At 73.4% G+C, this 18,080-nt stretch carries 14 protein-coding genes, 19 pseudogenes and 2 riboswitches; of the genes and pseudogenes, 30 read left to right on the top strand and 3 right to left on the bottom strand.

Annotated features, from left to right (window positions below):
- Window positions 1-111: 111 nt before the first annotated feature.
- Window positions 112-849, bottom strand: coding sequence for a DedA family protein (locus FF86_RS08555; RefSeq protein WP_044883966.1), 738 nt, complete (start codon window positions 847-849; stop codon window positions 112-114).
- A gap of 349 nt (window positions 850-1,198) precedes the next feature.
- Between FF86_RS08555 and FF86_RS43695 the strand changes: the two genes are divergently transcribed.
- The 20 genes and pseudogenes from FF86_RS43695 to purB form a co-directional block, all read left to right on the top strand.
- Window positions 1,199-1,517: class II fructose-bisphosphate aldolase (locus tag FF86_RS43695; RefSeq protein ID WP_242418403.1), on the top strand; the 319-nt coding region annotated here is incomplete at its 3' end.
- Window position 1,518: 1 nt separating this feature from the next.
- A pseudogene (locus FF86_RS43700) lies at window positions 1,519-1,939 on the top strand (class II fructose-bisphosphate aldolase); the annotation flags it as partial.
- A 1-nt stretch (window position 1,940) separates the two neighbouring features.
- Window positions 1,941-2,236, top strand: a pseudogene (locus FF86_RS43705) (class II fructose-bisphosphate aldolase); the annotation flags it as partial.
- A 973-nt stretch (window positions 2,237-3,209) separates the two neighbouring features.
- A riboswitch (cyclic di-AMP (ydaO/yuaA leader) is annotated at window positions 3,210-3,443 on the top strand.
- Between the two features lie 7 nt (window positions 3,444-3,450).
- On the top strand, window positions 3,451-4,128 hold the full coding sequence (locus tag FF86_RS08565; protein ID WP_044883968.1) for a transglycosylase family protein: 678 nt from the start codon (window positions 3,451-3,453) through the stop codon (window positions 4,126-4,128).
- Between the two features lie 462 nt (window positions 4,129-4,590).
- Window positions 4,591-4,793: riboswitch (cyclic di-AMP (ydaO/yuaA leader) on the top strand.
- A 2-nt stretch (window positions 4,794-4,795) separates the two neighbouring features.
- The coding region (locus FF86_RS43710) for a transglycosylase family protein (RefSeq protein WP_242418404.1) at window positions 4,796-5,245 on the top strand (450 nt) is incomplete at its 3' end.
- 1 nt (window position 5,246) lies between these two features.
- Window positions 5,247-5,515 (top strand): annotated as a pseudogene (locus tag FF86_RS43715) (transglycosylase); the annotation flags it as partial.
- Window positions 5,516-5,579: 64 nt separating this feature from the next.
- A complete protein-coding gene (locus FF86_RS08575; RefSeq protein ID WP_044884025.1) occupies window positions 5,580-6,017 on the top strand; it encodes a DUF3151 domain-containing protein in 438 nt (145 codons plus the stop codon).
- 73 nt (window positions 6,018-6,090) lie between these two features.
- The coding region (locus tag FF86_RS43720) for an adenylosuccinate synthetase (RefSeq protein ID WP_242418405.1) at window positions 6,091-6,377 on the top strand (287 nt) is incomplete at its 3' end.
- Window position 6,378: 1 nt separating this feature from the next.
- Window positions 6,379-6,466, top strand: a pseudogene (locus tag FF86_RS43725) (hypothetical protein); the annotation flags it as partial.
- 1 nt (window position 6,467) lies between these two features.
- Window positions 6,468-6,748 (top strand): annotated as a pseudogene (locus tag FF86_RS43730) (adenylosuccinate synthetase); the annotation flags it as partial.
- A gap of 1 nt (window position 6,749) precedes the next feature.
- Window positions 6,750-6,824, top strand: a pseudogene (locus FF86_RS43735) (adenylosuccinate synthetase); the annotation flags it as partial.
- A gap of 1 nt (window position 6,825) precedes the next feature.
- Window positions 6,826-7,266 (top strand): annotated as a pseudogene (locus tag FF86_RS43740) (adenylosuccinate synthetase); the annotation flags it as partial.
- Window position 7,267: 1 nt separating this feature from the next.
- Window positions 7,268-7,374, top strand: a pseudogene (locus tag FF86_RS43745) (hypothetical protein); the annotation flags it as partial.
- Between the two features lie 107 nt (window positions 7,375-7,481).
- Entirely contained in the window at window positions 7,482-8,375 is an 894-nt protein-coding gene (locus FF86_RS08585) for a hypothetical protein (RefSeq protein WP_044884026.1), read from the top strand.
- A 532-nt stretch (window positions 8,376-8,907) separates the two neighbouring features.
- Window positions 8,908-9,374 (top strand): annotated as a pseudogene (locus FF86_RS43750) (phosphoribosylamine--glycine ligase); the annotation flags it as partial.
- A 13-nt stretch (window positions 9,375-9,387) separates the two neighbouring features.
- A pseudogene (locus FF86_RS43755) lies at window positions 9,388-9,492 on the top strand (hypothetical protein); the annotation flags it as partial.
- Window position 9,493: 1 nt separating this feature from the next.
- Window positions 9,494-10,218 (top strand): annotated as a pseudogene (locus tag FF86_RS43760) (phosphoribosylamine--glycine ligase); the annotation flags it as partial.
- A gap of 3 nt (window positions 10,219-10,221) precedes the next feature.
- A complete protein-coding gene (purE, locus tag FF86_RS08595; protein WP_044883972.1) occupies window positions 10,222-10,752 on the top strand; it encodes a 5-(carboxyamino)imidazole ribonucleotide mutase in 531 nt (176 codons plus the stop codon).
- Window positions 10,749-11,026, top strand: a pseudogene (locus tag FF86_RS43765) (adenylosuccinate lyase); the annotation flags it as partial. The gene purE and the pseudogene FF86_RS43765, both read left to right, overlap by 4 nt.
- Before the next feature lies 1 nt (window position 11,027).
- Window positions 11,028-12,056, top strand: a pseudogene (gene purB, locus FF86_RS08600) (adenylosuccinate lyase); the annotation flags it as partial.
- A gap of 91 nt (window positions 12,057-12,147) precedes the next feature.
- Here the strand turns inward: purB and FF86_RS08605 are convergent.
- Window positions 12,148-12,534: a hypothetical protein gene (locus FF86_RS08605; protein ID WP_044883974.1), complete on the bottom strand. Its 387-nt coding sequence runs from the start codon at window positions 12,532-12,534 to the stop codon at window positions 12,148-12,150.
- A gap of 300 nt (window positions 12,535-12,834) precedes the next feature.
- Window positions 12,835-13,440 (bottom strand): hypothetical protein, encoded by a 606-nt coding sequence (locus FF86_RS08610; RefSeq protein WP_052680974.1) that lies wholly within the window; start codon window positions 13,438-13,440, stop codon window positions 12,835-12,837.
- A 238-nt stretch (window positions 13,441-13,678) separates the two neighbouring features.
- Between FF86_RS08610 and FF86_RS43770 the strand changes: the two genes are divergently transcribed.
- The 10 genes and pseudogenes from FF86_RS43770 to FF86_RS43815 form a co-directional block, all read left to right on the top strand.
- A partial coding sequence (locus FF86_RS43770) for a phosphoribosylaminoimidazolesuccinocarboxamide synthase (RefSeq protein ID WP_304438111.1) occupies window positions 13,679-13,816 on the top strand: 138 nt, incomplete at its 3' end.
- Window position 13,817: 1 nt separating this feature from the next.
- A pseudogene (locus tag FF86_RS43775) lies at window positions 13,818-13,869 on the top strand (hypothetical protein); the annotation flags it as partial.
- A gap of 1 nt (window position 13,870) precedes the next feature.
- Window positions 13,871-14,590 (top strand): annotated as a pseudogene (locus FF86_RS08615) (phosphoribosylaminoimidazolesuccinocarboxamide synthase); the annotation flags it as partial.
- 636 nt (window positions 14,591-15,226) lie between these two features.
- Window positions 15,227-15,352 (top strand): hypothetical protein (locus FF86_RS65690; protein ID WP_396229817.1); only part of this gene is annotated, 126 nt, incomplete at its 3' end.
- Window position 15,353: 1 nt separating this feature from the next.
- A pseudogene (locus FF86_RS43785) lies at window positions 15,354-15,702 on the top strand (MMPL family transporter); the annotation flags it as partial.
- Window position 15,703: 1 nt separating this feature from the next.
- Window positions 15,704-16,641 (top strand): annotated as a pseudogene (locus FF86_RS43790) (MMPL family transporter); the annotation flags it as partial.
- Window position 16,642: 1 nt separating this feature from the next.
- Window positions 16,643-16,872 (top strand): annotated as a pseudogene (locus FF86_RS43795) (MMPL family transporter); the annotation flags it as partial.
- Between the two features lie 37 nt (window positions 16,873-16,909).
- A complete protein-coding gene (locus tag FF86_RS43805; RefSeq protein WP_396229814.1) occupies window positions 16,910-17,299 on the top strand; it encodes an MMPL family transporter in 390 nt (129 codons plus the stop codon).
- A gap of 172 nt (window positions 17,300-17,471) precedes the next feature.
- Window positions 17,472-17,991 (top strand): pantoate--beta-alanine ligase (locus FF86_RS43810; protein ID WP_242418407.1); only part of this gene is annotated, 520 nt, incomplete at its 3' end.
- A gap of 1 nt (window position 17,992) precedes the next feature.
- Window positions 17,993-18,079, top strand: a pseudogene (locus tag FF86_RS43815) (hypothetical protein); the annotation flags it as partial.
- Between the last annotated feature and the right edge of the window lies 1 nt (window position 18,080).

Consider the following 18,080-nt stretch of genomic DNA (forward strand, 5'->3'; position numbering starts at 1 on the left):
CAGCGGCCCGGCCACCGGGGGCACGAAGGGACAACGCCGACGTCCTCCGGCGGCGAATCGCGGCGAACGGTCGAAGACCTGTGGCGAAGACCTGTGGCGGAGACCCGCCGGTCACCGGTCCCGATCGGTCGCCGAGGCGGCCGAGGGATCCGGTTCCGCCGTCGGCACCGGTGCCGGTGCCGGTACCGAACCGTCATCCGGGTGGGGGTCGTCACGCACCGGCCCCCGGTCGGCGGTGGCCTCGGGGACCGACTGCCCGTGGGTGGTCCGGCCCCGGGCGGTGCGGCGGCGCAGCAACTCGCCCCCGACCCCCGCCAGGACGGAGGCGACCACCACCACCAGCGCGAGCCAGCCCGTGGCGTCGCGCAGGCCAGGAATGGCGGAAGCCGCGTAGCCCAGCAGGATCAGCCCGGTCCCCCACACCACCGCGCCGGACACCACGGCGACGAGGAACCGGTGCCACGGCATGGCCACGGCCCCGGCCAGGACCGGGGCGAACGTCCGCGCCCACGGGACGAACCGGGCGGCCACGAGGGTGACTGCCCCGAACCGCCGGTAGAACTCCTCCGTCCGGGCCAGGGCCGGGGCGTAGCGGCGCTCCAGGAAGGGCCGGCCCAGCCGGTGCCCGGTGTAGTAGCCCGCGGCGGCGCCGGCGCTGGCCGCGAGGGCGACTCCCACGCACAGGACATAGATGGAGACGTCCGCGCCGGCGTCCGCGGCGACCAGGCCGGCCGCGAACAGGATCGTGTCCCCGGGAAGCCAGAACCCGATCAGGATCCCGCTCTCGGTGAAAATCATCGCGAACAGGACGATGTACAGCGTCGTCCCGGACAGGCTGCCGACGTCCACGTGACCAGTGTGCCGGGCGGGCCCGGCCGGGTGGCGGGCGCGTCGCCGCGGTCGGCGTCCCGGGCCTGCCGACGGACCACACCCGTCCGGGCCATCCCCTCCCCTGCCCCTGGTCGCGACGCCCGGCGAGCCTCGGCGTCCCGCCGAACAGGCAATGCGCACCGGCGCCGCGTCGGTGACCGACTTTGTCCCGGCGACGTCGGCCGCATCCGACCACCCCGACGGGGCGAGCCGTCATACCCTTCGCCCACCAACAGTCCAACGGCGGTCTGCCGGCCCTGTCGGGCTGCTCAGCGCCGCCGTCCATGGCTGATCGGCGCCCCGACAGGTTCGACAAGGAGCCCCACCGATGCCCATCGCCACCCCAGAGGCCTACGCCCAGATGCTCGACCGGGCGAAGTCCGAGGCCTTCGCCTACCCCGCGATCAACGTCACCTCGTCGCAGACCCTCAACGCCGCCCTGCGGGGATTCGCCGAGGCGGGCAGCGACGGAATCGTGCAGGTCTCCACCGGCGGGGCGGAGTACCTGTCCGGTTCGACGGTGAAGAACATGGTCCTGGGCGCGGAGGCCCTGGCCGAGTATGCCCACCACGTCGCGAAGGCCTACCCGGTCACCATCGCGTTGCACACCGACCACTGCCCGGCGGACAAGCTCGACACCTACATCCNGCCGCTCATCGCGATCTCGAAGGAGCGGGTCGCCGCCGGCCGCGAGCCGCTGTTCCAGTCCCACATGTGGGACGGCTCGGCCGTCGAGCTCGAGGAGAACCTCAAGATCGCCGAGGAACTGCTCGCCGACGCCACCGCCGCGAAGATCGTTCTTGAGGTCGAGATCGGCGTCGTCGGCGGCGAGGAGGACGGCGTCGTCGGCGCGATCGACGAGAAGCTCTACACCACGCCGGGCGACATGTGGCGGACCGCCGAAGTCCTCGGTTCGGGCGAGAAGGGCCGTTACCTGCTGGCCGCGACCTTCGGCAACGTGCACGGGGTGTACAAGCCGGGAAACGTCAAGCTTCGTCCGACGATTCTTCGCGAGGGCCAGGATCACGTCGCCCAGAAGCTGGGTCTGCCAGCCGGATCGAAGCCGTTCNATCTCGTCTTCCACGGCGGCAGCGGCTCGGACCTCAGCGAGATCCGGGAGACCCTGGACTACGGGGTCGTGAAGATGAATGTGGACACCGACACCCAGTACTCATTCACCCGTCCCATCGTGGACCACGTCTTCAAGAACTATGACGGGGTACTCAAGGTGGACGGCGAGGTCGGGGCGAAGAAGGCCTACGACCCGCGCACCTACGGAAAGCTCGCCGAAAGCGGCATGGCGGCCCGGGTGGCCCAGGCGTGCGAGGATCTCCGCTCGGCCGGTCGGTCCCTCAGCAGGGCCTAGCCACCACCCGCTCCCGAGCCCGGCCCGACCGCAACCCTCCCGGCCCGGAGGATCACACCCGGCGATCGTCGCGCCGGGTGTGCCACCGGGCACCGCCCGGACCGACCCGGGCACACCTGGGGCCGGGCCGGCCATTCGGGTGGCTTTTCTCGACTCTGCCGGCTTGGCCGGCGGACCGCTCGGCCCGGCCCCGGCGCGCAGCGGCAACCATTCCGGCGGCCGCGCGGATCCCCACCGGCCCCCGACGGTNGGGACGGAGCGACCGGCACAGAACGGACATCCGGCAGATCCACCCCATCGATCGTCTCGATGATGTCCCGTATCATGCGGGCACCCACGGTCCCCCAGTTGCGTCACGCGACTGGGGGACCACTGTCTTTCGTCGAGTGGTCCCCCTCGGGTCCGTTGCCCGGCCACGCTTATCAGCAGCAGGTTTCGGCCAGATCGACCCACACGAGGCGGACGTGCGGCCGCATCGGACGCCCCGAGTGCCCCACCAGGACATCCTCCCCCGAGACCTGGGCCTCCGAGCGTCGCTACGCCGCTGCGTGCCTGACCGGGCGCGGCGGGCACCCGAATGACAAGGTCGTAAGTCACCACCAGGTTTCCGTAGTTTTTCTCACACAGGTAGGCTGCCCAGGACGAACCGGGGTAAGCGNACCATTGCGCCCATCCAGCGCGCCGCGGCACAGTCGATATTGCTTCTCCGCAGGTCACCCATTCGGCGTGATTCACCACGCTCTGCTCGCCATAACCCATCGGCAAACAGGGTGATCAGCCGGCCACAAATACCCCCGTCCGCGATAACGCCAGGTTGATGAGCGGGCGCGCACGCGCGATACCAGTCACCCAGCGGGCACTCAAGCAGGCGCGCCGACTGTGCTCTTTTTCACGTGCCCTATTCAATGCTTGGCGACTCGCCGGCCGGCGTGGTTATGGTCTTCGCCGTGCCGACGACAACGTCTGGCATTCGTCGGGCGGCACGCCGAATCCTGCCCCCGGTCGACGATTTCTCCAGACCAGACGGCAGGAACGGGGGAACCATCTCCGAGCGTCGAAGGGATTCGATGCTCTCGGGGTGAAGCCGTGAGTGACGGACGCACCAGGGTCTTTCGGTGCGAGCACACGTCCCCAGGAATCCCTGGCATGGCCGGGCAGTTCCCAGCCCGAATCCGACAGCTCACCTCGCAGGCGTGGGGAAGGACCACAAACATATGTCCGACGCACGTACCAGTGGCCGACAATGGAGCGCCGGCACCCGTATCCGGGCGCGGGCCCTCATGGTTGCTCCGGTTCTCGCGGCGGCGGTCGGGGGTACCCTTGCGGTCAGCCAGCCGGCCGAGGCGCAAACCTGGGCGGGTCTGCGGCAGTGCGAGTCCGGCGGTGACTACACGACGAACACCGGCAACGGCTACTTCGGCAGCTATCAGTTCTCGGCCAGCACCTGGCACAGCCTCGGCTACAGCGGGCTGCCACATCAGGCGCCCCCGGCGGTCCAGGACGAGGCCGCCCTCCGGCTCGCCCAGCGCTCCGGCTTCGGCCAGTGGCCGGTCTGCGGTCGCGGCATGGGCGCCGACCAGCTCGCGGGCGGCTCGTCGGCCAGCGGCGCGGCGCAGGCGTCGCGCTCAGCGGCGCGGGCCCCGCTGACCGTCAGCCCCGCGGCCTCCACCACCCCGAACTTCACCCGCAACCTCACGGCCGCGCTGGTCGGGCAGGACCGGGCCGACGTGCGCGCCTGGCAGACCCGGATGAGCCAGCTCGGTTACCCGATCGCGGTGGACGGACACTTCGGGCCGCGCTCGGCCGCCGCCGCCCGCTCCTTCCAGGGCTCCCACGGTCTGGCCGTCGACGGCATCGTCGGCCCGGCGACCTGGCACGCCACCTTCGGCTGAGCGCCACATCACGCGCGGTAGCCATCCGGCCGATCGCCGCGCCGCCAAACGGCACCATGCGCATGTAGTCCATCCGACCCGGGACGCGGGGACGCGCGTCACGGCTCTCGGACGACCTTCCCACCCCGGTGACACCGGCCAGGGGAGCTCACCAACTCGCCCCGACCGGCCCGCCCGGACGCCCGGACGATCTCCGTGCGCGTTCCGAAACGGGCCGGTCGGCCACCCACTCCGCACCGGATGCCGACGCCGCCGTGGTGATACCCCGCGGTGCCGGCGGCACACCCCGCCACCCGATCGGGCGGCACCGTCGGGCTCCGCCGTTCGCGCGTCCCAACCTGGTTACTGCGAACCACCCCGGTTTGCGCCCCCTGGACCGTTATCGCTAGAGTGCCGATCACTCGCCACCCGGCGAGGTCGCTCGGACGGACGCCGAGTCCTGCCCGACGTGCGAGCGGCTGGAACTAGTACGCACCGCAACGGGCAGGAGTGGGGGACCCACCAATTCGGGCGTTCTGGACGCCCTTGGGGTTAAGCAGGCTCGTCCCAGCCATCCGGTGTGGGGAGAACGATTCCCACGCACCACCGACGGCCCGGGGCGGACCGGCCGGGCCATCCCAGCCCGCACCCGACAGCTCACCCCGCAGGCGATCGGGATTGGACTGACATGCCGTCAGGACGGCGTGGTGGTAAACATCGGGCCCCGCAGACCCACTCGACCGCGGGTCGCATCCTTCGCACCACCGGCGCGGTGACGGCCATCGTCGGCAGCGGGCTCGCGGTCACCGCGGCCCCCGCCGGCGCCGCCACCGCCGACGACTTCGCCAAGCTCCGGCAGTGCGAGTCCGGCGGGAACTACTCCATCAACACCGGCAACGGCTTCTCCGGCGGGTACCAGTTCGACGACCAGACCTGGCACAGCCTCGGTTACTCCGGCCGGCCCTACCAGGCCTCCCCCGCCACCCAGGACGAGGCCGCGGCCAAGCTCTACAACTCGCGGGGCTGGCAGCCGTGGCCGTCCTGCTCGCGCAAGATGGGCCTGACGAACAACGGCCCGGCCTCGGTCGGCTCCGGCTCCAGCGACGTCATCGAGCAGGCCCTCACCCCCGCCGAGCCGNCGATGACGCTCGACCGCGCCCGCCAGGAGATGGGCGACAACGCCTACAAGGGCACCGTCCTCAACGCCGGTTACGGCGACGACGTCCGGCCGGACGCGTTCGTCTGGCAGGCCGCGATGCGCAACAAGAGCTTCCTGCTCACCGTCGACGGAAAGTTCGGTCCGCAGTCGCAGGGCATCGCCGCCCTCTATGGCTACCTGACCCGGGTCAGCGACGGCCAGCCCGGCGCCGTCGGCCAGAACCTGTGGAACGTCACCGTCCGATCGTGACCCGCCGCGACCGCCCACCACACCCGTGCGGCAGGTCGCCACGCCCGTGCGGCAGGATGCAGCCATGACGACGCCGTCCGACCCGGGCCGCAACCTGCTCTCAGGCCCGCCGCCGACGCTGCTGCCCTCCGACGCCATCGCCACCGACGCGCTGGCCGCGGGGGAGGCGCCGACGGCCGTGGCCGCCGCCTCGCCCGCGCTGAGCGCCCCGTGGGCCGCCCTCGCCGAGCTCGCGCTGGCCGGCGACCGGCCCGTCGAGGCGTACGCCTACGCCCGCACCGGATACCACCGCGGACTCGACGCGCTGCGCCGCGCCGGCTGGCGGGGCAACGGGCCGATTCCCTGGTCGCACGAGCCGAACCGCGGCTTCCTGCGGTCCCTGGCCGCGCTCGGGCGGGCCGCGGCGGCCATCGGGGAGGCCGAGGAGGCCACCCGCTGCCAGACCTTCCTCGCCGACAGCGATCCCGTCGCCGCCCGCGAACTCGGCTTCGACGGACCGTGAGATGCCGAAGCCGGACGGTAGATGCATCGCCCGACCGGCCACGCGCGAGTGCCATCCCTAGTAACCTCGCCCGGTGCCCGCTCTCGTCCTCATCGGCGCCCAATGGGGCGACGAGGGAAAAGGAAAGGCGACCGACCTTCTGGGCGGCGCCGTCGACTACGTCGTCCGTTATCAGGGCGGCAACAACGCCGGCCACACGGTGGTCATCGGGGAGGAGCACTACGCCCTCCACCTGATCCCCAGTGGCATCCTGCGGGCCGACTGCGTGCCGGTGATCGGCAACGGGGTTGTGATCGACCCTGGCGTCCTGCTCACCGAGATGGACGGGCTCGCCGCCCGGGGCATCGACGTCTCGCGCCTNCTGATCAGCGCGAACGCTCATCTGATCATGCCTCATCACCGGGCCCTGGATCGGGTGACCGAGCGCTACCTGGGCAAGGCGCGGATCGNCACCACCGGCCGCGGCATCGGCCCGACCTACGGCGACAAGGTCGCCCGCACCGGCATCCGGGTCCAGGACCTGCTCGACCCGGGCATCTTCCGCAAGAAGCTCGAACTCGCGCTGCGCGAGAAGAACCAGGTCCTGGCGAAGGTCTACAACCGGCGCCGGATCGAAGTGGACGAGGTCGTCGAGGAGTACGCCGGCTACGCCGAACGCCTCGGCCCGCACATCGCCGACACCAGCCTCGTGCTGGACCGTGCGCTGCGCGAGGGCAAGGTCGTGCTGCTGGNGGGCTCCCAGGGCACGCTGCTCGACGTCGACCACGGCACCTATCCGTTCGTGACCTCGTCGAACCCGACCGCCGGNTACGCGGCGACCGGCGCCGGCATCGGGCCGACCCGCATCAATCGGGTCGTCGGGATCATCAAGGCGTACACCACCCGGGTCGGCGCCGGCCCCTTCCCCACCGAGCTGGACGACAAGGTCGGCGAGGAGCTACGGCGCATCGGCGGCGAGTTCGGTGTGACGACCGGCCGCGCGCGGCGCACCGGCTGGTTCGACGCGGTGATCGCTCGCTACGCGGTGCGGGTCAACGGCCTGACCGACCTGTTCCTCACCAAGCTGGACGTGCTGTCCGGCTTCGACCGCGTGCCGATCTGCGTGGGTTACGACATCGGTGGCGAGCGGGTCGACGAGATGCCGATGACGCAGACCGAGTTCCACCACGCCCGTCCCATCTACACCGAGCTGCCGGGCTGGCATGAGGACCTCTCCGAGGTGCGGAAGTACGCCGACCTGCCCGCGGCCNCGAAGGACTACATCCGGACGCTGGAGGAGCTCTCCGGTGCTCCCGTCTCCGCGATCGGCGTCGGCCCGGGCCGGGACCAGACCCTGGTGATCAACGACCTGGTCTGACCGCGCCCGGCGCGGCCCCGGACGGCCGTCCCCCCACTTGCACAACGCAGAGTTACCGTCGAGGCTTGGACGGTCACAGTAAGCGATGGCGGGTGGGGGTGAGGACGGTGTCCGGTGCAGGGGCCCGCCCGTCCAGTGACGATCACTCCGTGCCCGGCCAGATGCCGGCGCCGCCCACCCCCGTCCCGGCCGACGCCCGCGCCACGGAGGCCCACGCCGCCGACGCCCGCGCCGCCGACGCCCGGCCGATCACGGAGCCCTTCGCCGCCGACGCCCGGCCGGTCCCCGACACCCGGCCGGCGCTGTGGGCGCCGGCGGCACGGCACCGGTACCTGCGCCCGACCGACTCCGACGCCTGGCCGGTCGGGTTCTCCCCCACCGGCGAGGCGCTGCCGGAGACGCTCACCGACGTGCTGCTTCGGGGCAGCCACGCCATCCGCAGCTCGAAGCGGGCCGAGGCCCAGCGGCTCGAACGCGCCGCCGCGGTCGCGAACCACGTCGACGCCCAGATCCGCGACTTCCTGGACTTCTGCGCCGCGGAGAACCTGGTGCCGCCGGTCACCGTGCGGGCCCGCGGCACCGTGGCGCGCCGGTCCGCGGGCCGGCACGGGTCCCGGCCGCGCGCGGTCGTCGACCCGCAGGGGAGCATCCCAGCGCGGGTCGCGCCGGATGCCGGCGACGATCCGGCCGCCGGCGGGCAGCCGGCACACCGGGTGCACCGCCGTGAGCGGCTGAAGGCCTGGCCGCTGCTGTACTGGCGGTGCGAGTCCTTCCCGGCGGCCGGGCGGTCGCTGCACCTGTTCGTCGAGCCAGGCGGGCGTGCCTTCGAGGGACGCGACGATCCGTCGCCGCTGACCGTGCTCGGCCGAGAGGTCCGGGTCTGGCCGGTCGACGCGGCCGTCATCGTCGCCGGCATGGCCGAGGTGGACGCCCGCCGCTGCGCCCTGCATCTGGTGCACGGGATGGCCCACCTGCTCTGGCGCGCGGGCGTCGGCCTCTAACCGCCCGGGCGGAGCCGGTTGCGGTGCGTTCTGCACGGTCTGAGCCCTGGAAACGTGCCGATCGCACCGCCGTGCGGCCCCGGCCGCCGCCGGCCGAGGGCCCGGAATCCGCGATCAGGCCACGACACGACCGAGCGTCGCGCGCCCGGTTTGTCCTGATAGGCGACCGTCGACGGGTGGGCGCGGAACGCCTGATGATCAGTTGCACGCTAGGCTGGGGCAGTGACCCGATCCGACCGCCACGGCCCCCGGCCCGTTCCGGCGGTCGCGGGGGTTCCGCGCCACCTGGTGCAACCGCGCCGGCTCCTCTCCCCGGCGCCGCGCGTCGGGGACCAGCTTTGACGGCCGCCCCCGGCCGCCGTCTGCGCTGCGTTCCGCTGCGGCGCGGCTGCGGCCCCGCCGGCTGTGGCCGCACCGCGCCATCCGATCGCACCGTGCCGTCCGACCGCACCGTCCCCGCCCCGGCCGTCCGCCAGGCCCCCGGTGCCCGCCGACGCGCGGCCGGCCGCCGTCCCCGCCCCGAGGTGAACAGATGAAGGTCCTGGTCGTCGGCTCCGGCGGGCGCGAGCACGCGCTGTGCCGGGCGCTCGCTCGCGACCCGCGGGTCGACGCGCTGGTGTGTGCGCCAGGCAACGCCGGCACGGCCGAACTCGCCGAGCCCCGCCCGCTCGACGTCGCCGACCCGGACGCGGTCGCCGACCTCGCCGACAAGGTCGGCGCGGATCTCACCGTGATCGGCCCCGAGGTGCCGCTGGTCGCCGGGGCCGCCGACGAGGTGCGCGCCCGCGGCCTGCCGGTGTTCGGCCCGAGCGCCGCCGCCGCCCGGCTGGAGGGCAGCAAGGCCTTCGCCAAGGGGGTCATGCGCGCCGCCGGCGTGCCCACGGCCGCCGCCCGCGACCACACCGAGGTCGAGCCGGCCCTCGCCGACCTCGACGAGTTCGGCCCGCCGTACGTGGTGAAGTACGACGGGCTGGCCGCCGGCAAGGGCGTCACCGTGACNGAGGACCGCGANGCCGCCGTCGCCGCCGTGCGCGCGAGCCTGCGCGGCCCGGATGACCGGGTCGTCCTGGAGGAGTACCTCGACGGGCCGGAGGTGTCGCTCTTCGCGATCGTGACCNAGTCCGGCGCGGTCCTGCCGCTGTTGCCCGCCCAGGATCACAAACGGGTCGGCGACGGCGACACCGGGCCGAACACCGGCGGAATGGGCGCGTACACCCCGCTGCCCTGGGCATCGCACGGGCTGAGCGCGGAGATCGTCGCGACGGTGATCCGCCCGACCGTGGACGAGATGGCGCGGCGCGGCACCCCGTTCACCGGCCTGCTCTACGCGGGGCTCGCGCTGACCACCCGCGGCCCCCGGGTGGTGGAGTTCAACGTCCGCTTCGGCGATCCCGAGGTCCAGGCCATCCTCGCCCTGCTCACCACGCCGCTGACCGACGTGCTGTCCGGACGCCGCGCGCCGGTGTGGCGCTCCGGCGCCGCCATCAGCGTCGTCGTGGCCGCGCCCGGCTACCCGGCGGCGCCGCGCCTGGGTGATCCGATCCGGGGGCTCGCCGCCGCCGGGGCGCTGACGGGGGTCGACGTCCTGCACGCCGGGACCCGCCGGGACGCCGACGGGCAGGTCGTCTCGTCCGGCGGGCGCGTGCTGTCCGTCACGGCGATCGGCTCCAACCTGGAGTCCGCGCGAGGATCTGCCTACGAGGCCGTCAGCCGGATCTCGCTGGCCGGCGCCCACTACCGCACCGATATCGGGGACCCGTCCCGGATGCGTCATGCGGCTGACGTACACCGCGCGGACACCGCGCCGGGCGAGGACCCGACGCGGCCGAAGAAGAAGGAGTAGACCGTGTCGCAGAGCAGCACCGGGCCGGACCGTCCCCGGGTGGCCGTCGTCTTCGGGTCGCCGTCGGACACCCAGACGATGAGCAAGGCCGGCGCCACCCTGGAACGCTTCGGCGTGCCGTACGAGCAGGTGTCGCTGTCGGCGCACCGGGCCCCGCGCACCCTCGCCGAGTACGTCGGCCAGTTGCGCGCCCGGGACATCTCGGTGGTCATCGCCGGGGCGGGCCTGGCTGCGGCGCTGCCCGGCGCCGTCGCCGCGCTGACGACGCTGCCGGTGATCGGGGTGCCGATCTCCGGCGGGGCGCTCGACGGGATGGACTCGATGCTCGCCATCGCCCAGATGCCCCCCGGTGTGCCGGTCGCCACCGTCGGGCTGAACAACTCGACGAACGCGGCGATCCTCGCCATCCAGATCCTGGCGCTGTCCGACCCGGATCTGAGCCTCAAGCTCGCCGCGTTCAAGGACGACTTCGAGCAGGCCGCGGCGGACGCCCTGAGCGCGGCAGCCGACGCCGGCGCCGGCGCCCGGCCGTGATCGGCCGGTACACCCTGCCCGACATGGGCCGGGTGTGGTCCGAGGCGCACAAGTACGAGCTGTGGTGCCAGGTCGAGGTGCTGGTCATGGAGGCGCACGCCGCCGCCGGCCGGATCCCCGCCGACTCCGTCGCACCGGTCCGGGCGGCCCCCGCCCCCACGCCCGAGGCGGTCGCGGAGATCGAGGCCGTCACCCAGCACGACGTGATCGCCTTCCTGTCGGCCTGGGCGGACCGCACCGAGCCGCGCTCGGCCGCCGCCTACGTCCACTTCGGNATGACGTCGTCCGACCTGCTGGACACGGCGCTGGCCCTGCAACTCGTCGAGTCGACCGACCTGCTGCTGGCCCGCGCGGACACCCTCGTCGCGGCGCTGCGCGACCTGGGCCTGGCCCACCGGGACACCCTGCGGGTCGGGCGCACCCACGGCATCCACGGCGAGCCGACCGTGTTCGGCCACCGGGTCGCCGACCTCGCCTTCGGTCTCGCCCGCTGCCGCGACCGGCTGCGGGCGGCCCGCGCCGACGTGGCCGTCGCGAAGATCTCCGGGGCGGTCGGGACGTACTCGAACATCACCCCCGACGTCGAGGCGTACGTCGCCGAGAAGCTCGGCCTGCGCCCGACGCCGGTGGCCACCCAGGTCGTGCTGCGTGACGGCGTCGCGAACTGGGTGGCGGCGCTCGCCGGGCTCGCGACGCTGTGCGAGGCGGTGGCGCTGGAGGTGCGCCACGGCCAGCGCACGGAGGTCCGCGAGCTGTCCGAGCCGTTCGGCTCCGGGCAGAAGGGCTCCTCGGCGATGCCGCACAAGAAGAACCCGATCATGTCGGAGCGGATCGCCGGCCTCGCCCGGATCGTGCGCGCCCAGTACGTCCCCGTCCTGGAGGGGGTGCCGCTCTGGCACGAGCGCGACATCTCGCACTCGTCGACCGAGCGGATCGCCCTGCCGGACGCCGCGGCCGGCGTCGACTACCTGCTGCACCTGACGACGCGGCTGGTCACCGGCCTGGTCGTCGACACCGCGCGGATGCGGGCGAACCTCGACGCCACCGGCGGGCTGGTCTACACCTCGGCGGTGCTGCTGGAACTGGTCGAGACGGGCCTGTCCCGCGAGGACGCCTACGCCGTCACCCAGGCGGCGGCGATGGAGACCTGGCAGACCGGCGTGCCGTTCCGCGAGACCCTGCGCAAGCACGCTGGCGACCGCGGCCTGCCCCTCGACGAGGCCCGCCTCGACGAGGTCAGCCGCCCCGAGCGCTACACCGAGCGCCTCGGCCCCGTCTTCGCCGCCCTCGCCGCCCTCACCTGACCCGCGGCTGCCGGGGCCGGCTGGCGCCACCAGCCGGCCGGCCCCGGATACCTTCGCCTTCCGTCGTCGCATGATCACGCCAATCCACCGATCAGGCATGCCGCGGCCAGTCACGGACACGTACCTCGTCAAGCCGGCGTTCGACGACGGTACCCACCGGCCAGTCACCGACGAGCTGCATCAAACCGTCGGCCAGGTCGTCGGCGCCGGCGGCAGGCCATCGCTGCGCCTCGAGACTCGCGCGCAGCGCACTGACGTACCGGCGGCGGTCCGTTGCGACGTCACGAATCATCGCGGTCGTCGTCGCCCGGTGGGAGGACATCCCTGCGAACGCGCGCCCACAGCCACATCCGCCGTCGGGATTCCGGCGATCGGTCGCGCAGACGAGCCCGATCCACACGAGCTCCCCCTCGATGCAGTAGTTGAAGTCGTTGTGTCGGCGGCCCTGGGCGGTCGCCGTCGCGGTAAGGATCTTCAAGGTGGCTCCTCGGGTCAGGGAGGAATCGACTGCGCCGACGCCAGGTGGCGCTGGTCGCCGGGTGGAGCGGAAGAGGGACNGCGCCGGACCCGCGCATCGAAACATCCGGGAGCTCGACAGACGAGGAGCAAAAGTCACCGCAATGACATGATCACGACATCGCTGCAGCTAGGAGTCCTAGTTTCAGTGCCGAGGCAGTGCGCGCGAGAAGTGCACGGCGGCGGGCCCGGCGGCCCACTGCTCCGGTTCGCACAGTGACCGACCGAACGATCAGCCGCGTCGCCGGCCAGGACGACCGCCTCAGTGGATGAGGACTTCCAGGGCGACGAGGACCAGGCCGAGCAGGGAGCTGCCGGTCGCGTAGCGAACCAGCCGCCAGCCGCCGAGGCCCGCGGCCCGCCCGGCACGCAGCCCCCAGAGGGCCAGCAGGGCGACGCACGTCCACAGCGCCGCCTCCTGCGCGTCGTCGACGGAGGCGCCGGCGAGCCGCGCCAGCACCAGCACGCCCAGCGGGAGGATCGAGGCCCGTGCCAGCGGCCAGTTCGCCACCAGCGCCGTCCACGCCAGCCGCGGGCCACGGACCCGGGGGCCTGAGGATGGATCGGCCGGAGCGCGGTCCGGGGCGGGACGGCGGCTCACACCGGCGGCCGACCCGGGCGGGTCGGGGCCGGGGTCCGCGTCGCCGGGGCGATCAAGGGCCCCGCTCGGCTCGCCCCGGGCCAGCGGGTGGCCGACGGCATGGGCGTAGCCGTGGGCCAGCCAGAACACGGTCACGGTGACCAGGACGTCGAGCACGATGCCGGCCATCGGGTCGTGCCGCGGGTCCTGGGCGGCAAGCAGGCCCGCGGTGAGCACCGTGCCGTAGATCCCGCTCTCCGGACGCCCCCCGCCCGCTCCCCTCGCCATCCGCCCTCCGCCTCGCCCGCCGCCCCGTCGCTCGCCGCCCTCGCGTCGCCCGCCGCCCCCTCGCCTGCANGCGGAACCGGTCGGCTCCGTCCATGCTCGGCGCTCGCCGCCGGCACCGCAGGTCGGTGACGGCGGCGTCCGACCTGCGCGGTACGCCGCCAACAGACAAATCGCTGCGCGGGCATGGCGCGGGACGCACCAGGCCACGGGTGGTGTCCGGGGTCGGTACGGTCGGGGCATGCCGCTGACACATGAGGAGTTCGCCGGACTCACCCACCTGGGTTCGGGCAAGGTTCGGGAGCTGTTCGCGGTCGGGGACGACGCCGTGCTCCTGGTCGCCAGCGACCGCATCTCGGCGTTCGACGTGGTCCTGCCGNCCGAGATTCCCGACAAGGGCGCCGTGCTGACCGGGCTGTCGCTGTGGTGGTTNGACCAGCTCTCCGACCTCGTCCCGTCGCACGTCATCAGCTCGAACGTGGACGAGTACCCGGCCGAGCTCGCGCCGTACACCGAGCAGTTGCGCGGCCGGTCGATGCTGTGCCGCCGGCTGGACATGGTGCTCATCGAGTGCGTGGCCCGCGGCTACCTGACCGGCAGCGGGCTGAAGGACTACCAGCGCACCGGCGCGGTCAGCGGGCACCCGCTGCCGGCCGGGCTGGTCGACGGCAGCAAGCTGCCGACGACGATCTACACCCCGTCGACGAAGGCGCCGATCGGCCAGCACGACGAGAACATCAGCCGCGCGGACGCGGCCGGGCGGGTCGGTGACGAGCTCGCCGCCGAGCTGGAGCGGCTCACCCTGCAGATCTTCGGGCGGGCCAGCGACCTCGCGGCCGAGCGGGGCATCCTGCTCGCGGACACGAAGTTCGAGTTCGGCCACGACGCCGAGGGCACGCTGCGGCTCGCCGACGAGGTGCTCACCCCCGACTCGTCCCGGTTCTGGCCGGAGGATACCTGGTCGCCGGGCGTCTCCCAGCCGTCGTTCGACAAGCAGTACATCCGGGACTACCTGACGAGCACCGGCTGGGACAAGACCGAGCCGGGACCGGAGCTGCCGGACGACGTCGTCGAGGCGACGCGGGCCCGCTACGTCGAGGCGTACGAGCGGCTGACCGGCATCTCGTTCAAGGACTACCTCTCCACCTCCTGAGCCCGCCGCACCGCGGGCGGCAGGCCGGGGAGGCCGGGGTGGGGGCAGCCCCACCCCGCAACGGCGGGTGGCCACAGCGAGAACCCGGTAGCTCACCGCAGTGACCATGAACGCCGGGAACGAGATCGTCGTTCCATGCGCACGCCACCTCCTTCGCCAGCCAGTCCCCCAGGTCAGACAGCCGTCGCGCCCGCATCCGGCCGGCACGTCCGGCGGCCGGAGCAGNCCGACCGGCCGACGCATCTCGCCGCCCGGGCGGCGCGGTGGAGCGTCCGGCACCGGTGGCTGGCCGTCGGCGGCTGGCTGCTCGGCGTCGCCCTGGCGATCGTCCTCGGCAGCACGATCGGCACCCACACCCTGGCCGACGCCGATTACGGAACCGGGGAGGATGCCCGGGCCCAGCACATTCTCGACGAGCACGGCTACGTCAACCCGGCCGACGAGAACGTCCTGATCCAGCGCGCCACCCCCGCGGCGAACCCGCAGGCGCTGCTGGCCGACCCGCAGATCCGGTCGGCGCTGACCGACGCCGCCGCCCGGGTCCGGGCGAGCGGGGTGGCGACGGCGGTGCGCGGCCCGCTGCCCCTGCCCGGCGTGAGCGCCGACCCCGGCCTGGTCTCCCACGATCTGCGCTCGGTGCTGCTGGCCTTCAATCTGAAGGGCACCGACGACGATCCGGCGCCGGTCGAGCCGACGCTGAACGCCGTCGCCGCCGTCCGGGCGGCGCATCCCGGCCTGTCGATCGAACAGTTCGGGGACGCCNGCGCCGACAAGGCCCTCAATGCCACCGTCGGCAAGGACTTCCACCGCGCCGAGCTGCTCGCCATCCCGCTGACTCTCGGCATCCTGCTGGCCGTGTTCGGCGCGGTGGTCGCCGCGGTGATCCCGATGGCGCTGGCGCTGACCGCCTTCGTCGGGGCGCTGGGCCTGGTCGCCTTCGCCAGCCGGCTGTTCCCGACCGACGACACGGCGACCTCGGTCATGCTGCTCATCGGGCTTGCGGTCGGCGTCGACTACGCGCTGTTCTACATCCGCCGGGAACGCGAGGAGCGGGCCGCCGGCCACGGGCCCGAGCGCGCTCTGGAGATCGCCGCCGAGACCTCCGGGCACGCNGTTCTCGTCTCGGGCCTCACCGTCGCGGCGTCCATGGCGGGCCTGTTCATCACCGGCCTGTCGGTGTTCACCGGGGTCGCCGTCGGCACGATCATCGTCGTCCTGGTGGCCGTGCTCGGCTCGCTGACCGTGCTGCCCGCGCTGCTGTCGCTGCTCGGCGACCGGGTGGAGCTGCTGCGCCTGCCGTGGCACCGCCGCGCGGGACGGCCCGCCCGGCGCGGCCGCCTCGTGAGGCGGCGTGATCGGGCCGGCACCGAGCCGGTCGAGCCGTTGGACCCCGCCGCCCACGACCCCAGGAACGACGACCCCAGGCACGACGGGCACCGGTCGGGCGACCATCGGGAGGAGCTGCTCGCGCGGCGGCGCGCCTACCAGGAACAGCTCGCCAGGCCGGGGATCATGGGCCGACTGCTGCGCCGGCCCGGGATGGTCGCCGCGGTGGCCGGCGGACTGCTGGTGCTGCTGGCCCTGCCGGCACTCGGGATGCACACCGCCGAACCCGGCATCGATGACATCCCGAAGAACCTGCCGATCATGAAGACCTACGAGCGGCTCTCCGCGGCGTTCCCCGGCGGCGAGGTGGCCGCGGCGGTGGTCGTCTCCGGCGCCGACGGCAACGACGTCACCACCCCGCAGGCGCGGGCCGCCATCGACGCGCTGCGCACCCGGGCGCTCGCCAGCGGCCGGATGTTCGAGCCGGTGGTCGTCACGATCACCGCCGACCATCGGGTCGCCCGGGTGAAGATCCCGATCGCGGGCAGCGGTACGGACAGGGAGTCGGTCAAGGCGCTGCACACGCTGCGGTCCGTGGTGATCCCGGCGACCATCGGCGCCACGCCGGGCCTGCACGCCGACGTCACCGGCACCACCGCCGGCTCCGCGGACTTCAACGCCCGCCTCAACAGTCGGATCCCGCTGGTCATCGGCTTCGTCATGGTNCTCGCCTTCGGGCTGCTGCTGGCCGCGTTCCGCAGCACCCTGGTCGCGGCCGTGGCCGTCGGGCTGAACCTGCTGTCGGTGGGGGCCGCGTACGGCCTGCTCGTCGCCGTCTTCCAGCACCACTGGGCAGACGGGCTGCTCGGCTACACCTCCACCGGGGCCGTCACCAACTGGCTGCCGCTGATGCTGTTCGTGGTGCTGTTCGGGCTGTCGATGGACTACCAGGTCTTNGTGCTCAGCCGGGTGCGGGAGGCCCGGGAGGCCGGNCTGTCCATGCGCGACGCGGTGACGGTGGGGGTGCGGCGCAGCGCGGGGGTGGTGACCAGCGCGGCGGTCATCATGGTCGCGGTGTTCTCGATCTTCGCGACGCTGTCCCAGGTCAGCATGAAGCAGCTCGGGGTGGGCCTGGGCGCGGCGATCCTCATCGACGCCACCCTGATCCGGGTGATCCTCATGCCGGCCGTGCTCACCCTGCTCGGGGAGCGCGTGTGGCGCGGCGGCCAGCCCGGGTCCGACGGCCCGCGCCGGCCCGACCTGCCCACCCAGCCGATCGGCACCGCCGCCACGGCCGGCACCGCCGCCACGGTCGGCGCGGCCGGCGCGGTCGGCACCCGGGTACCTGCCCGTTCGGACCGCCGGGCGATGCCCCCGGGGTGACGCTCCGCTGTCGACCCCTCGCAGGGGCGCGGGGCACGGGCGCGGGGCTGGGGAAACGGCACGTGGATCATCGGGACGATGCCCGGATCACAGGGAGTCGCGGCGAGCATTGCGGGCGAGTTACAGTGGCGCTCGACGTCCGGTACCCCACCCGAGGACTGGAACGGAAACCATGAGCATCGTCTCCTCCACCGCGCCCGACCGCGCCCCGCGCCCCGGCCGGCCCACCGGTTCCGAGTCCGTCGCCGCCGAGCCTGCAGCGACCGCCGATCCCGCGGCGGCGGCCCGGCCCACGGCGGCGGCCGCCGAGCTTCCCGCAACGGCGGCGCGGCCCACCGCCATCCCCAGCCCGGCGCCAGCGCCGGGCGGACCCGGTCGGCCCGTGCTGGCTCGCGACCGGGCCGAGCTACGGGCCGCCCTCGTCGCACTGGACCGGGCGGCCGGCGCGCACCCGCGAGCCGCCGCCGCGGGCGAGGCGGGGCCCGCCCGCGCGGCCTCGCGGCACGACCGGCCGGTCCGCGCCGTCGTCATGACCATGGGGGCGCTGCACGAGGGGCACGCCAGCCTGCTGCGCGCGGCCCGCGCCCGGGCGGACCAGGTGGTGGCCACGATCTTCGTCAACCCGCTGCAGTTCGGCGCGGGCGAGGACCTCGACCGCTATCCGCGCACGCTCGCCGCGGACCTCGCGGTGTNCGCCCGGGAGGGAGTCGACGTGGTGTTCGCCCCCGCGGTGATCCACGATCCGCCGCCGCTGGTCCGGTTCAGCGCCGGCCCGCTCGGN

The sequence above is a fragment of the Frankia sp. CpI1-P genome (genome assembly GCF_001421075.1).
Lineage (GTDB): Bacteria > Actinomycetota > Actinomycetes > Frankiales > Frankiaceae > Frankia > Frankia torreyi.